Raw genomic sequence first — 13934 nt, 5'->3', positions numbered from 1 at the left:
GAAATGGACAATCAGAAGCCGAGGCTGTCCAGCAGGTCGTCCACCTGATCCTGGCTTGCCACGACGCCCGCCTTGCTGGCGTCGAGCTGCGGACCATTGAGCAGGCTTTCGTTCTCGCGTTTTGGACGGGCAGCCGGTTCCGGAATGTTCTCCAGCAGCACCATCAGCAGCTGGCGCTCAATCTCCTGAATCACATCCATCATGCGCTTGATGACCTGACCGGTCAGATCCTGGAAATCCTGCGCCATCATGATGTCCAGCAGCTGGGCGTTGGTGAAGCTGGTATGGCCCGGCACATCCCCCAGGAACTGACGGGTGTCGGTCACCAGCTCGCGGGCATCCGCCAGCTCGATGGGGTTCTCAAACCACTCATCCCAGCGTTGGGTCAGGGCTTTCGCGCCCTTTTCCATCGCGTCCTGATGCGGCTGCGACGCTTCAACGCTGTTCAGCGCGCGTTCAGCCGCCTGGGCGGTCATCTGCACAACGTAGTCCAGACGGTCGCGGGCGTCCGGGATCGCTTCCGCCGCTTCGGCAATGGCCTGATCCAGCCCCAGTTCACGCAGGCTGTCACGCAGCATGCGCGTCAGGCTGCCGATGCGGACGATGATGTCGCTCGGCGAGTGTTCTTCAACGGGTTTCATTGCAGGTTGCATCATCACCAACACCTCACATGCCGAGTTTCTCGAAGATCTTACCGAGCTTCTCTTCCAGGGTCGCTGCGGTGAATGGCTTCACCACGTAGCCGCTTGCGCCCGCCTGTGCAGCGGCAATGATGTTCTCTTTTTTCGCTTCTGCAGTGACCATCAGCACCGGCATAGACGCCATGCCCGCGTCCGCACGAATGGTTTTCAGTAGCTCCAGACCGTCCATATTCGGCATGTTCCAGTCGGAGATGACAAAACCAAACCCGCCAGCCTGCAGTTTGTTCAGCGCATCCACGCCGTCTTCTGCTTCTTCAACGTTGTTGAAGCCCAGCTCTTTCAGCAGGTTGCGCACAATGCGACGCATGGTGGAAAAGTCATCCACAACCAAAAACTTAAGCTCTTTATCCGCCATAAAATAATACTCCTGAGTCAAATACGTATTGCCTGTCCGGCACTGATTTTCGCCAGCATCTGCTGGCTTACCTGGCTAAGATCGACCACTTCGCTCACGCCACCCATATTGATGGCCTCGCGCGGCATGCCGAACACCACACAACTTGCTTCATTCTGCGCAATCGTCCAGGCGCCAGCCTGGTGCATTGCAAGCATTCCGGCGGCACCGTCGTTGCCCATCCCCGTCAGGATCACCCCAACGGCGTTGCGCCCCGCATGTTTCGCCACCGAATGAAACAGCACATCCACCGACGGACGGTGCCGGTTAACCGGCGGTCCGTCATGAATTTTGATTTGATAGTTAGCGCCGCTGCGCGCCAGCTCCATATGCTTGTCCCCCGGCGCGATATACGCATGTCCCGGCAGCACGCGCTCGCCGTCTTCCGCCTCTTTCACGCTGATCTGGCACAGCTTGTTCAGGCGTTCGGCGAAGGAGCGGGTAAAGCCAGGCGGCATATGCTGCGTGATCAGAATACCCGGACTTGAAAGCGGCAATGGCTGGAGTACATGGCGAATTGCCTCTGTTCCTCCGGTTGACGCCCCAATAACCAGCAGTTTTTCCGAGCTGAGTAACGGTCCGGCCTTCAGGGTTGCCGGCGCGGCCATCGGCTTGTGGGCCGCGAGCTTCGCGCGCGAGGCGGTGCGAATTTTCTCGGCGATCATCTCGCTGTACGCCAGCATCCCCTCGCGAATGCCGAGCTGCGGTTTGGTGACAAAATCCACCGCTCCCAGCTCCAGCGCGCGCAGAGTGATTTCCGATCCTTTCCCGGTCAGGGAGGAGACCATCACCACCGGCATGGGACGCAGGCGCATCAATTTCTCAAGAAAATCTATGCCATCCATGCGCGGCATCTCGACATCCAGCGTTAGCACGTCGGGGTTATATTTTTTAATTAAATCCCGCGCTACCAGCGGATCCGGCGCAGTGGCCACCATCTCCATGTCGCTGTGGCTATTGATGATTTCAGTCATGATCTGACGCATCAGCGCTGAATCATCGACAGACAATACCCTGATTTTACTCATGCTTTTTCCTTACTCAGCGCATATACCGTTTGCCCACGCAGGCTAAACTCACGCGCGAGGTTGCTGAAGTTTTCCGAATGCCCGGCAAACAGTAAACCGTCAGGCTTGAGCAACGGAACAAACCGACGCAGAATGTCCTGTTGCGTCGTTTTATCAAAATAGATCATGACGTTACGGCAAAAAATGGCGTCGAAAGGCCCCGGCACGTTGTACTGCTTATCGAGCAGGTTAGCGGGCGCGAATTCGACGCAGTTCGCCAGCTCCTGGCGTACGCGAACCAGGCCTTCATGCGGCCCCGTACCGCGCATGAAGTAACGCTGCAGCTGCTGCGGCGACAGCGTTTTCAGCTCGTCCTGGCGATACACGCCGTTGCGCGCTTTCTCCAGCACCTCGGTGTCGATATCGCTGGCGTAGACTTTCCAGCGTCCCGGCGCCATGCCCAGCGTGTCTGCAAGGGTGATCGCCAGCGAGTACGGCTCTTCGCCCGTTGAGGCGGCCGCACTCCATACGCGATACTCCCCGGTGCGACGGCGCGCGTGCTCGGCCAGAACCGGAAAGTGGTGGGCTTCACGGAAAAAGGCCGTCAGGTTGGTCGTGAGTGAGTTAATAAAAGCCTGCCACTCCGCGCTGTTCTGGTTCGCTTCGAGCATGCTCAGATAGCGGCCAAAATCATCCAGCCCCAGCGTACGCAAGCGCCGCACCAGTCGGTTGTAGACCATGTCCCGCTTATGATCCGCAAGCACGATCCCCGCACGCTGGTAGATTAACTGACATATCCGACGAAAATGCGCGTCGGACAGCGCGAGGCGCTGTGTCATCTGCAACAATAATGACGTTTGCCCAGGGGGCATTGGTGATGTCATAGCGCCTTCTTAATTACATTCAGGATACAACTGGCACGGCCTGCGACCGCCCGACTTCTGTTATTGCTTCAACGTGCTCTTTCACATTAAATACCGCGACCAGCCCGGTGAGACGATCCGCCTGGCTGGCCAGCTGATCGGTTGCCGCTGCCGCTTCCTCAACTAACGAGGCATTCTGTTGCGTCACCTGATCCATCTGGCTAACGGCCTGAGCCACCTGCTCTATCCCGCGACGCTGTTCGTCCGACGCCGAGGCAATTTCGCCCATGATGTCGTTAACCCGCGTCACCGAGGTGACGATCTCGTGCATGGTATGCGCCGCCGTATCCACCAGGGCAGACCCCTGCTGGACGCGAGAGACCGACTCTTCAATGAGGGACTTAATCTCTTTCGCCGCGTTGGCGCTGCGGCTCGCCAGGTTTCGCACTTCACCTGCCACCACCGCAAACCCACGTCCCTGCTCGCCGGCGCGCGCCGCTTCCACGGCGGCGTTCAGCGCCAGGATGTTGGTCTGAAACGCAATACCGTCAATCACGCTGATGATGTCGCCGATCTTCTGCGAGCTGGCGGCAATCTCCTGCATGGTGCTGGCCACGTGAGAGGCCTGATCGCCCCCTCTCTTCGCCGTCAGCGCCGCCTGTTTTGAAAGGTCAGACGCCTGGCGCGCGTTATCCGCGTTCTGGCTTACCGTCGCGGTCAGCTGTTCCATACTGGCCGCCGTCTGCGCCAGCGACGCCGCCTGCTGCTCGGTGCGGGACGAGAGATCGTTATTCCCCGCCGCAATCTCTGAGATCCCCGTATGCATGGCGTAACTGCCCTGACGCACGTCGGATACCGTTTCCCGCAGCGACCCCTGCATGGCCTTCAGGCTGGCAAAGATCGCCGAAATTTCGTTTTTGCCAAACACCGCCACCGGACGCGCCAGATCCCCCTTCGCAATACTGTCGAAGTGGCTGCTGATAATCGCCAGCGGCTGCACAATCATTCTGCGCGCCCAGAGCAGCGCCCCGCCGGTCAGCAGCCCCGCCAGAATCACAACGACGGCAAAGATAACGCCCGACATGTGATAGCTGGTGCGGCTTGCTTCACCGGCGCGCAGAACGGACTGATTGATATCCTGCTGCCACGCGTCAAAGCTGCCGTCAAACGCCGCCTGAGACGCCTGGACCGGAGCGGTCATGAAGTCCGAAAGCTGGTTGTTCTCAAGCCAGGTCGCCTGGTGGTCCAGATCGCTGTACCACTGCTCAAAGTTCTTTTTCATGGCCGCCTTCAGCGCTTTCTCTTTCTCGCCGTCGGCCGCCTGCGCCGTGAAGGCCTTAAACTGTGCATCTGCCTGCTTCAGGCTGTCGCGCGCCGTTGCCATCAGCGCCTTAATGTCATCCGGCGGATAGCTGAGCGCGGTTAAGGTTCCTGCCTTGTTCAGCGCAGTGCTTGCCTGCAACAGCACGGCACGCGTTTGTGCCAGTGCGGAGCGCTGCTGATTACTCGCCTCAACGTCCTGCAAATTCTGATAGCCATCGCGAAACGCCCAAAAAGACAACCCGTTACTGCCAACCTGCAACACACCGCAAAGGATCAGAATCAAAAACAGTGTGGTCGAGATACGAATACGATTTAACATCCACGCTCCCATCAAGCGGCAAGCAGCCGCGGTTTAATTGTCAGTCAAAATGTTTCCCAGTTTTCATCTTGTCCGGTCGTTGCAGCACGGGTGCGGATGACCGCCGTGTCGGCGGCTGGCGCGCGGTACGTAGCCTGCGCAGTGACCGTATTTCCAGCGAGTGAAGCGAGACGAAACGCCGAGACGGCCATCTTCAGACGGCTCGCCTGGTCTTCCAGCGCAGCGGCCGCCGCAGCGGACTGCTGCACCAGCGCGGCGTTTTGCTGCGTCACGCGGTCCATTTCCGATACCGCCAGGGCAACCTGGTCGATACCACGACTCTGCTCATCGGACGCAGAGGCGATTTCACCCATGATGTCCGTTACGCGGGTAACGGCATTCACGATGTCATTCATGGTCTCCCCGGCGCTTTCCACCAGCACGGAGCCGGTATCCACGCGGGAGACGGAGTCTTCAATCAGCGACTTGATCTCTTTTGCCGCGTTGGCGCTGCGGCTGGCCAGGTTACGCACTTCTCCGGCCACCACGGCAAACCCGCGTCCCTGTTCGCCCGCACGCGCCGCTTCCACGGCGGCGTTCAGCGCGAGGATGTTGGTCTGGAAGGCAATGCCGTCGATGACGCTGATGATGTCGGCGATTTTCTTCGAGCTGTCGGCGATTTCGTGCATGGTTTTCACCACGCCATCCACCACGCGACCGCCGCGCTGCGCGGTTTCGGAGGCGCTTTCCGCCAGCTGAGACGCCTGGCGGGCGTTATCGGCGTTCTGCTTCACGGTTGCGGTGAGCTGCTCCATGCTGGCGGCCGTCTCTTCCAGCGCCGACGCCTGCTGCTCGGTACGAGATGAGAGATCGTTATTCCCCATCGCGATTTCACTGGTGCCGGTATAGATCGCCTCGGATCCGTTACGCACGTTGGCGACGGTCTCGATCAATGAACGCTGCATGTGGTCGACGCTGTTGGCCAGCTCGGTGATCTCGTTACGTCCGGAAACGGTCAGCGTTTTGGTCAGATCGCCAGAGGCAATCTCGCGAATATGGGCAATCACGCGGCCGAGAGGGTTCAGCAGGATATGGCGAATGCCGTACCACACAGCGAACAGCACAATGACCAGCGCCAGGGCCAATACCGCCATCTGCCATTTCGCAAAGCGGTAGTCATTCTGGCTTTCAGTAAAGGCCGAGTGATACAGATCGCCGCTGGCCTTCGCGTATTCCCCCAGCGCCGCGCCGAGTGCGTTTTGCATCCCCTGCGTCGGCTGTGCGAAGTAGGCATCCATGTTGCCGCTCTCCAGGAACTGAATCAGCTCCGTCAGCCCGGCATGGTAAGCGCTGTATTTTTCATCAATGTTCTGGCTCACCTGTGCCATAGCAGGCTGCGGTGCGATCTTCTTGAAGGCGTTGTAATGTTTAGCGGCGTCAGCGAGGGTCGCCCGGGCATTTTTTAGCAGATCGGTTTTCGCGCTGCTCTGCTGATTGTTCGGATCCATCATCATGCGCGCGGACGAGCGGCTCAGGTTGATGCGCGTTTGCAGCATCAGATCCCACGTCGACGTGAGCTCACTCTGCTGCAGGCGGAGATCGTTCGAGGCGGCGAAGCTGTCCTGGTTCTGTTTTAACGACGAGAAAAAAAGCCCGCCGGAGATAAGCTGAAGTAGTGCGAAAATGACCAGCACCATCATTAGCATTGTGACAACGCGGATACGGTTCAACATACAACACCTTCTCATAGATTTATTAACGGTGTTATCGGCACAGGCCACAGGAACTTTACATTTGCGAAAGGGAAAAGCGCGGGGTTAAAACGCGACGTCAACAATCAGCGTATCGGTGTAGGTACCGGCGGGTGGCGTGGCCTGATTCGTCAGGACTTTGGCGGTGTAGTTATAGGTACGCAGCAGGCCGTCGGCGCTGACCAGCGAGGAGGTCGCGCTGGTCCAGCGTTCGCTGCCGCTGCTGCCCCAGCGGTTAGTCGTGGCTTCTTTATAGATGTCATAACTCAGGTAGTTACTGCCGCTCACCATCCGGCGCACGTTATTCAGCGCGTTGGCACCATTGTTAATCCCGATAGTATAGGTACTGCCTTTGGTACAGGTGACGGCAATCGCCTGCGAGACCGTGGGGAAATTTTGCACCAGCGGCGCACTGCTAAAGTTGACGTCCGGCGTGGTCATGGCGCTGCAGTCGTTGGTGACGGTCAGGTTAAGCAGAATACTGGTCGTCGCGGTTCCCGTTTGATTGATGGTGCAAATACCGAGCGCCCCCACGGAACAGACGCTGTAGTTAACGCTGAAGGTTAACTGCACCTGATACGGCCCGGCAGAGACGTTTTGTCCGGCGACGGTGCGGAAATAGAGCGGAATGTTGTACTGCTTTGACCCGAGCAATCCCAGCAAGGTATTTCCGCTCCAGGTATACGATTTACTTATCTGTACCTCACTGCTGCTCGCGCAACCCGAAAGTCCACACAGCCGGGTGGGGATCACGTCCGTGATGGCGGCATTATCGGTGCGTTTCAGGGTCGCACGACTGTTGGCCGATATCGTTGCTGCGGTGTAGTTCAGCGTCACCGAGTCGTTCGTCAGCAGGTTGAGTATCGCATCACACGCCACCACCAGCGTGCCGGTGGTCTCCACCTCCCCGGAGCCGCTCAGCGCAAACGACGTGACGCTGCCGAACGACGCATTGACCGTGCTGACGGTACAGGCCGCCCAGCTGCCGCCGGAGAGCAGCAGCAGGAGCAACATCACCCAGCGCTTCATGGCCCCTCCCGGCAGACCAGCGGGCCGTAGGTTTGCAGCCTGTGGTCCGGGTTCGCGCCGATGGTCAGCGTTGCCCTGCAGCGTTTGCCTGTCGGCGTCGTGACGTCGAGCAGATTGACGTCGCTGAGGTTTTCCAGCCAGGCAATCCCGTCATATCCCACCACCGCATTGCTGCGCGAGGCGCGTCGAACCTGGCTTCCCACCGGAATGGCCTCCCCCTGCGCGTCGTGCAGGATGACGCTCGCTACCCGCTCCTGTTCCATCGGGAAATCCACCAGATAACCGCTGTGGCGGCGGATCGCCACCCGCCGCTCGGTCTCTTTCAGCCGGGTGTCGGCAGGCAGGTTCAGGGTATTAATACTGTAGCTTGCCGGGTAATAGGCCGAGACGCCGCTCACCAGCAGATACCCGTTGCGGTTGGTTTTACCAACCGGCTGGTTTTCATAGCTGACGGGGACATCCGGCTGGCCATCGGTGCTGATGACCACAAACGCATCGTTGATTTTGTTTGCCGCAAACAGTTCGCCGTCCATCAGCACCAGGGAGCCCATCGCTTCGCTCCACCAGGTCATCATGCCCTTCTCGCCGTACCCGCCCCCCTGCAGCTCGATATTGTTATTGCGCCAGCCCACCGTTCCCTGCTGGTAGTTATTCGATCGCGACTGGTTCGCCCACGCCATATTCCAGCTGAAGCCGCCGTCGGAGGGCATCGAGTGGTTGTAGTTGATGCGCTGCGTGCTGCCTGCATCCGGGGTATTTTCCACGGTGAGCGCCGCGCTGTCGCGTTCGCCCAGCGGCACCTGGAATGACATCGCGACCGTCCAGTCGCCCCGCTGCTGGTCCCGGCTGGCGGCGAGGTAAATGCTGCTGGAGCCCCACAGATTTCGGCTCCAGGAGAGGTTAAGCAGCTCGGTTTTCTGGCTGTCAAAGCTCTCCACGCCGATCCAGGCCGCCCCGATGTTGCCGTATTCCCCCAGGTTGAAGGTCAGGGAATATTGATCGGTATTGCGGCTAAAGCTGGCGATGGGGCGGTCATTTTCGTCGTACACCGTCGGCTGGTCATACAGGGCCAGGTTACCAAAGCCGCGATCGCGGCGGGTATGCTGGGTGGCGAGGCTGAACTCGCTGGTGCTGTACTGGTAGCCCCAGTTGATTTGCCCGCCGTCATCTCCGCGCATCCGGCTCTGGCTGTACGAAGTATTCACCACGCCAAAACGCCCCAGCTTGACCACCGTCCCCGCACCGGCGAGCGCCAGTTCCTCCGCGCCTTCGGCGTGCCCCTCCAGCGTCAGCCAGTCCGTCAGGCCGTAGCGATACGATCCGCTCCCCGCCGCCGGGCCGTAGTCAAAATTCTTAATGCCGTAGTTGCGCCGCAGGCTCCCCAGGGTAACGGCCCCGTCGCTAAGCCCTTCTTTCAGCAGATCGCTGGTGACGTAAAACGGCAGCGTGGTACTCACCTGGCGCCCCAGCGCATCGGTGGTGACCAGCACCGCATCCCCGGCGCCGTTAATGTAGGGCAGGTTCGTCAGGGTGAACGGTCCGGGCTGCAGCTGCGTGGACCCGGAGCGGTAGCCGTTAATGAAGAGGTCGACCGAGGTCGGCACCGCCGCTTCACCTGAAAATTCCGGCAGCGGCCAGGTCACCAGGTCCGGACGCAGGGAGAAATCACGCCCATAGCTGATCCCGCCCATGCGGACGCTGCTGCTCCAGCTCAGGGCATCGCTGATGACATCCCCGGCGGTCCAGGTGGTGGCGTCCTCCTCGTTGGTCACCAGAAGGGTGGTGTCATAGCGGACATAGCCCTCCTGCTGACCGTCGTTGCCGGTGAAATTTTCGCGGGCGTAGCCGGTGGAGGAGAATGAACCGTTTTCATTGAAGTAGCGGAATTCATGCCAGAGCGAGGCCTGCCCGCCGACGTGCTCGGTATGGTTGGTATAAAAATCGTAATTGAGCAGCGCGCCTCTGCCATAGTGAGGCTTACTCTGCGTCGGCTGGCCGCCAAACGGGGTGACGCGGGAGGTTATCCACTCACGGGGCACGGTCAGCAGCAGACGCTGGGCGGGACTGTCGTACTCCACCCGCACCGCCGGAAGCGTGCTGAGATTGACGTCGCCGTTGGGCACATGTTCAGGCGGAAGCCCGGCGCGCAGCAAATCGGCGCTGGAGATATAGTAAGCGCCGTCGCGTTGCGTCACGGGAACCACCAGCCCGGTGTCGTAGTGGTTCAGTACCAGGGCGAGCTGGAAAACCGCCTCCCCGTTTATCGCCTGCGCTTGCGGCGGCGGCGGTAAGCTGTCATCACCCGGTTCGGCCCAGGTACTGGTACTCACGCAAAGCAGGATCATCATTGCGGGCTTCAGTTGACGGGCGTCGACTGCCATTGTGCATCCCTGGCATTAATCTGCGCGCTGATCTGGCTGGGCTGGCGGATCCCGGCCGGAATCGGCCAGCTGCGGGTGCTGCCCGGCAGCACATAGCCCAGCAGGCCATCCGCAATCATGCGCTTTTGTCCCCCCTGCTCCAGCGCCACCTGGCTGAGCCTGACGTGAACATCGCCCTGATTGCGCACTTCAATGGCAGGCTGGCCCGCCACCTGCGTGACGCGCCAGCTTAGGTTACGGGTATCCACGAGGGCATGATGCGCCCCCTCTTTTATTGTCGGGATCCCCTGTCCGTAAACGAACAGCGGTATGGAATAGCGCATCTGCAGTTTAAGGCCGATGGCGGGGTCGGCCTTCGCGTCCGGCTGGGGAATTTCATCCACGATAATGCGATAGGCTTGTTCAACGCCCATCGGAACCGTACCCTGTTTGATCAGGCGGATCAGCTGTTTACTGCCTTTGCCGATGGTGACGATGGGCGGGCTGGCGACCACGTCCTGCTGGGCGGTATAGCGCTCAAAGCCCCCCTCCTGCTTCCAGCGCACAATGCGCACCTGCATCGTTGTGGCACTGTTTCCCTGATTCTGGATCCACAATTCAGTCGCTTTGCTGTCGGCCGACAGCCACGGATCGATGGGCCATAACAGAATGGTCGCCGCCGCCTGCGCCTGTCCTGCCGCCATGGCGGTCACGCCCAACATACTCACCAGGTACCAATGCCTGAATAGTGGCTTCATCGAATGTTCTCCCTTTTTCACCATGACAAGGTCACGGTGAGCTGATCGGAATAGGTGCCTGCCGGGCTAAATCCCGTCAGCAGCGCTACGCCAAAAAGTGGTAGTGCAATATTGTTGCTGTTGGTGTAGGTCACCGGGATGGCCTTGTTGACCCCAATCTCACTGTTCGCCGCCAGTGAACTGCAGCTGTAAAGCCGGTAGCCCACCACGTCGGTGCCGCCTGAACGCGTCATGCGGCGCACCGAGGCGTAGTTTTGCCCGCCGTTGATGCTCATGCTCAGCGCCACGCCCGGCGTGCAGGCGATGGACAGCGCCCCGTTGGGCACAAAGCTGGTGCTGACCGGGGCACTCTCCACGCCGGTATGGGTCCCAAAATCCAGCGTCCCGAAGATCCCGCCGGTCCCCGTCGTGACAGAACATCCCGGCACGACGGTCGCGCTCACCTTAAACGACTGCGACGTCACCGCGCCGGCCCCGGAAACCAGGGTCAGCCCCAGCGCTAGCGCAAAAAAAGGCTGCACAATCCCCTCTGCGCAAGCGCGCAGACTTAAAAAGGAGGCCTTCATGGCTGGAGCTAGTAGGTGACGCTGACGTTGATCGTGTCGGTATAAGTGCCCGGCACCACCGTGACGCTGTTACCGCCGCCGGTGATGCGCCCGTAAAGGGTGTAGCTGTTGACCCCGCCCGCCGTCGACGCGACCGGCAGCGCCGCGTTGTTGGCGATGACGTTGTTAAATCCGCTGTCGCTGTACAGACTGTAAGCCGCGCCCTGCGCCGCATTGGCGGTATTGATCAGATAGCGCGCAGGCGTGCCCGGCGTGCCGACCACGGTACCGGGTGCGGTGGAGTTAGTGTTGCCGGTGATCGCCACCGTATAGCTGGCGGTGGTACACTGAATGGTGAACGTATTCCCGCCGCTGGCGCCGGTGAGCTGGGTGGTCAGCGTGGAAAACGTGGCGGGATGGGTACCAAAATCGAGTGTCCCGAAGTTAATACCGTTTTGCGTGGGCGATCCGTTAATCAGACACCCGTTTGTGAGGGTCAGCGTCGCACCGATGGTGCCGCTGCTGGTCACGGCCAGCGCAGGATGTACCGTTGTCGCCGCCAGTAACGCGCCAGCGCAGATTAAAAGGCGTTTTCTTTTCATTTTCCACCCTCCGGAAGTCAAACGCGTTCCCTTGCCACATTTTATTTATGCTGTTCAAGATGTTAGCCCCGCTTAAGGTTCCTCTGAGAGGGGTTAATGAGAATTTAGTTTACGGATATCGCTTCCACCACCCGCCCCAAAACGCATAATCCTTGTGTCCTATTGACTTAATATTCTTATAAATAACAATGAATTAAAATTATTTTGGCCGCATTTTTATTTTTTCAGAAGAGAATATATCCCTTATAGTGTGATCAACATCACAATATATCGTTATGCCACCAACAACAAAATCAATAAAACTTAAAAACTTGTTGTAACCCCCTGCGCTTTGCGTCAATTTATGTGCCGAATATTTTCCCGTGCAGTAATTAAAAATTTATATGTATCGGCGCGGGCGACATCTGATAGCGCATAGAGGGTCTTTTTTCGTGGCAAGTGCAAACAAACTTACACTCTTCATCGTGATATTCATGCTGGCGGGTATTCTTTCAGGGGCGGCAATTCACGAGTACGCATCTGCGGATGCCATCAAAGCCTGGTCGGATAATATTACCCTTCTGACCGATATTTTCCTCCGTCTGATCAAAATGGTTATTGCGCCGCTGGTCTTCAGCACGCTGACCGTAGGCATTATGAAGCTGGGAGAAACCTCCACCATAGGCCGGGTGGGCGGCAAAGCGATGGTATGGTTCATCAGTTCATCCGTGCTTTCTATTCTGGTCGGACTGTTTATCGTTACGCTGGAGCGTCCGGGAAGCGGCCTGAACCTGACTATTCCAACCGAGGCGGTGGATACCGGTCTGGCCGTGGGCGGGATGACGCTGAAAGCGTTCCTGTCTCACACCATTCCCACCAGCATCGCGGGGGCGATGTCGAACAATGAGATCCTGCAGATTGTAGTGTTCTCGATGTTCTTCGGCATCGGCGGCGCGTCGCTGGGGCAGAAATTCAACGCGCCGCTGGTGGCCGCACTGGATGTGGTTTCCCATATCATGCTAAAGGTAACGGGTTACGTGATGTACGTTGCGCCACTGGCCATCTTCGCGGCGATCTCCTCCGTCATTGCCACGCAGGGTCTGGGCATCCTGTTGAACTACGCCTCCTTTATTGGCGGCTACTACGTTGCCATTCTTCTCACCTGCATGGTGCTGCTGGCCGTGGGTTACATGGTACTGAAAAAAGAGGTGTTTCGCCTGGTCAGCATGCTGAAAGATCCGGTGCTGGTCGCATTCACCACCAGCAGTTCTGAAGCGGCCTACCCTAAAACGCTGGAGCAGCTGGAGCGCTTTGGCTGCTCGCGCAATATCGCCTCTTTCGTTCTGCCGATTGGCTACTCCTTCAACCTCGTGGGGTCAATGGTGTACTGCTCGTTCGCCTCGATGTTTATTGCGCAGGCGTACAACATTCACCTGAGCTTCTCTGAGGTGACGGTGCTGATGTTAACCCTGATGCTGGCGTCAAAAGGCATTGCGGGCGTGCCGCGTTCTTCGCTGGTGGTGCTGGCCGCAACGATCCCGAGCTTTAACATTCCGGTGGCGGGGATCCTGCTGCTGATGGGGATCGACCACTTCCTGGATATGGGGCGTTCCGCGATTAACGTGCTGGGGAACGGGATTGCGACGGCGATGCTCTCGCAGAATGAAGGTGCGCGGGAAGCTGAAGCTGAACTGGTAAAGCAGGAAGCGTAATGGCATGAAAAAGGGTGAGGCCTGATGCCCTCACCCCAGCCCTCACCCACAGGGAGAAGGAGCAAACACTAAAAACGGCAACCTGGGTTGCCGTTTTGCATTTACCTACGCTACATGATTCGCCGCGATATCCAGCAGCGCCATCTCTTCGCTGTTCAGCAGCTTCTCGATGTTCACCAGAATCAGCATACGCTCGCCGAGCGCCCCCAGGCCGGTCAGGTATTCGGTCGACAGCGTGACCGCAAACTCCGGCGCAGGACGAATCTGGTCAGAGGTCAGGGAAAGCACGTCAGATACGCCATCCACCACGATACCCACCACGCGCTGTCCCAGGTTCAGGACGATCACGACGGTATTGTCGTTGTAGTCAACGTCGCCCTGGCTGAACTTCACGCGCAGATCCACGATTGGCACAATCACGCCGCGCAGGTTGGTGACGCCTTTAATAAACGCTGGCGTGTTAGCGATGCGGGTAACCTGGTCGTAACCACGAATTTCCTGCACTTTCAGGATATCGATGCCGTACTCCTCATCGCCCAAAGTGAATACCAGGAACTCCTGCCCTGATGGCTCGCCCGCCAGTTTCGTTACATTACTCATACCGGTCATGTT

Annotated in this window: 13 protein-coding genes; 1 reads left to right on the top strand and 12 read right to left on the bottom strand. The window is 58.7% G+C overall.

Annotated elements, in window-relative coordinates:
- Positions 1 to 11: 11 nt before the first annotated feature.
- From cheZ to ACMWL8_RS00385, 11 genes are all read right to left on the bottom strand, one after another.
- Positions 12 to 656: a protein phosphatase CheZ gene (gene cheZ / locus ACMWL8_RS00435; protein WP_028013643.1), complete on the bottom strand. Its 645-nt coding sequence runs from the start codon at positions 654 to 656 to the stop codon at positions 12 to 14.
- A 10-nt stretch (positions 657 to 666) separates the two neighbouring features.
- Entirely contained in the window at positions 667 to 1056 is a 390-nt protein-coding gene (gene cheY / locus ACMWL8_RS00430) for a chemotaxis response regulator CheY (RefSeq protein WP_008500431.1), read from the bottom strand.
- Between the two features lie 17 nt (positions 1057 to 1073).
- The gene (locus ACMWL8_RS00425) at positions 1074 to 2123 is read right to left on the bottom strand and encodes a protein-glutamate methylesterase/protein-glutamine glutaminase (protein ID WP_014884341.1); all 1050 of its coding nucleotides are present in this window, start codon (positions 2121 to 2123) and stop codon (positions 1074 to 1076) included.
- Positions 2120 to 2986: a protein-glutamate O-methyltransferase CheR gene (cheR, locus tag ACMWL8_RS00420; RefSeq protein ID WP_414751535.1), complete on the bottom strand. Its 867-nt coding sequence runs from the start codon at positions 2984 to 2986 to the stop codon at positions 2120 to 2122. Before cheR ends, ACMWL8_RS00425 begins: the two co-directional genes overlap by 4 nt.
- Before the next feature lie 19 nt (positions 2987 to 3005).
- A complete protein-coding gene (tap, locus tag ACMWL8_RS00415) occupies positions 3006 to 4607 on the bottom strand; it encodes a methyl-accepting chemotaxis protein IV (protein WP_045260323.1) in 1602 nt (533 codons plus the stop codon).
- 44 nt (positions 4608 to 4651) lie between these two features.
- Positions 4652 to 6319, bottom strand: a complete 1668-nt coding sequence (gene tar, locus ACMWL8_RS00410; RefSeq protein WP_414751534.1) for a methyl-accepting chemotaxis protein II — start codon at positions 6317 to 6319, stop codon at positions 4652 to 4654.
- An 84-nt stretch (positions 6320 to 6403) separates the two neighbouring features.
- Positions 6404 to 7366: a spore coat protein U domain-containing protein gene (locus tag ACMWL8_RS00405; RefSeq protein WP_045260325.1), complete on the bottom strand. Its 963-nt coding sequence runs from the start codon at positions 7364 to 7366 to the stop codon at positions 6404 to 6406.
- Entirely contained in the window at positions 7363 to 9747 is a 2385-nt protein-coding gene (locus tag ACMWL8_RS00400; RefSeq protein WP_045260326.1) for a fimbria/pilus outer membrane usher protein, read from the bottom strand. Before ACMWL8_RS00400 ends, ACMWL8_RS00405 begins: the two co-directional genes overlap by 4 nt.
- Positions 9723 to 10484, bottom strand: coding sequence for a molecular chaperone (locus ACMWL8_RS00395; RefSeq protein ID WP_045260435.1), 762 nt, complete (start codon positions 10482 to 10484; stop codon positions 9723 to 9725). Before ACMWL8_RS00395 ends, ACMWL8_RS00400 begins: the two co-directional genes overlap by 25 nt.
- Before the next feature lie 17 nt (positions 10485 to 10501).
- The gene (locus tag ACMWL8_RS00390) at positions 10502 to 11050 is read right to left on the bottom strand and encodes a spore coat U domain-containing protein (RefSeq protein ID WP_241276816.1); all 549 of its coding nucleotides are present in this window, start codon (positions 11048 to 11050) and stop codon (positions 10502 to 10504) included.
- A gap of 8 nt (positions 11051 to 11058) precedes the next feature.
- The gene (locus tag ACMWL8_RS00385) at positions 11059 to 11631 is read right to left on the bottom strand and encodes a spore coat U domain-containing protein (protein WP_045260327.1); all 573 of its coding nucleotides are present in this window, start codon (positions 11629 to 11631) and stop codon (positions 11059 to 11061) included.
- 431 nt (positions 11632 to 12062) lie between these two features.
- Between ACMWL8_RS00385 and ACMWL8_RS00380 the strand changes: the two genes are divergently transcribed.
- Positions 12063 to 13322 (top strand): dicarboxylate/amino acid:cation symporter, encoded by a 1260-nt coding sequence (locus tag ACMWL8_RS00380; protein ID WP_028013651.1) that lies wholly within the window; start codon positions 12063 to 12065, stop codon positions 13320 to 13322.
- A gap of 105 nt (positions 13323 to 13427) precedes the next feature.
- Here ACMWL8_RS00380 and cheW read toward each other — a convergent pair whose 3' ends face one another.
- Entirely contained in the window at positions 13428 to 13931 is a 504-nt protein-coding gene (gene cheW, locus ACMWL8_RS00375) for a chemotaxis protein CheW (protein WP_014884351.1), read from the bottom strand.
- Positions 13932 to 13934 lie beyond the last annotated feature (3 nt).

The sequence above is a fragment of the Enterobacter sp. 04-C-12-SI-ECC genome (assembly GCF_047530715.1).
Lineage (GTDB): Bacteria > Pseudomonadota > Gammaproteobacteria > Enterobacterales > Enterobacteriaceae > Enterobacter > Enterobacter bugandensis.
Note: the sequence above shows the minus strand (reverse complement) of the source record. Positions and strands in the feature narration are given on the sequence as shown.

Coding starts and splice junctions, on each gene's coding strand:
- cheZ (WP_028013643.1), bottom strand. CDS start 656: ATGATGCAACCTGCAATGAAACCCGTTGAAGAACACTCGCCGAGCGAC.
- cheY (WP_008500431.1), bottom strand. CDS start 1,056: ATGGCGGATAAAGAGCTTAAGTTTTTGGTTGTGGATGACTTTTCCACC.
- ACMWL8_RS00425 (WP_014884341.1), bottom strand. CDS start 2,123: ATGAGTAAAATCAGGGTATTGTCTGTCGATGATTCAGCGCTGATGCGT.
- cheR (WP_414751535.1), bottom strand. CDS start 2,986: ATGACATCACCAATGCCCCCTGGGCAAACGTCATTATTGTTGCAGATG.
- tap (WP_045260323.1), bottom strand. CDS start 4,607: ATGTTAAATCGTATTCGTATCTCGACCACACTGTTTTTGATTCTGATC.
- tar (WP_414751534.1), bottom strand. CDS start 6,319: ATGTTGAACCGTATCCGCGTTGTCACAATGCTAATGATGGTGCTGGTC.
- ACMWL8_RS00405 (WP_045260325.1), bottom strand. CDS start 7,366: ATGAAGCGCTGGGTGATGTTGCTCCTGCTGCTGCTCTCCGGCGGCAGC.
- ACMWL8_RS00400 (WP_045260326.1), bottom strand. CDS start 9,747: ATGGCAGTCGACGCCCGTCAACTGAAGCCCGCAATGATGATCCTGCTT.
- ACMWL8_RS00395 (WP_045260435.1), bottom strand. CDS start 10,484: ATGAAGCCACTATTCAGGCATTGGTACCTGGTGAGTATGTTGGGCGTG.
- ACMWL8_RS00390 (WP_241276816.1), bottom strand. CDS start 11,050: ATGAAGGCCTCCTTTTTAAGTCTGCGCGCTTGCGCAGAGGGGATTGTG.
- ACMWL8_RS00385 (WP_045260327.1), bottom strand. CDS start 11,631: ATGAAAAGAAAACGCCTTTTAATCTGCGCTGGCGCGTTACTGGCGGCG.
- cheW (WP_014884351.1), bottom strand. CDS start 13,931: ATGACCGGTATGAGTAATGTAACGAAACTGGCGGGCGAGCCATCAGGG.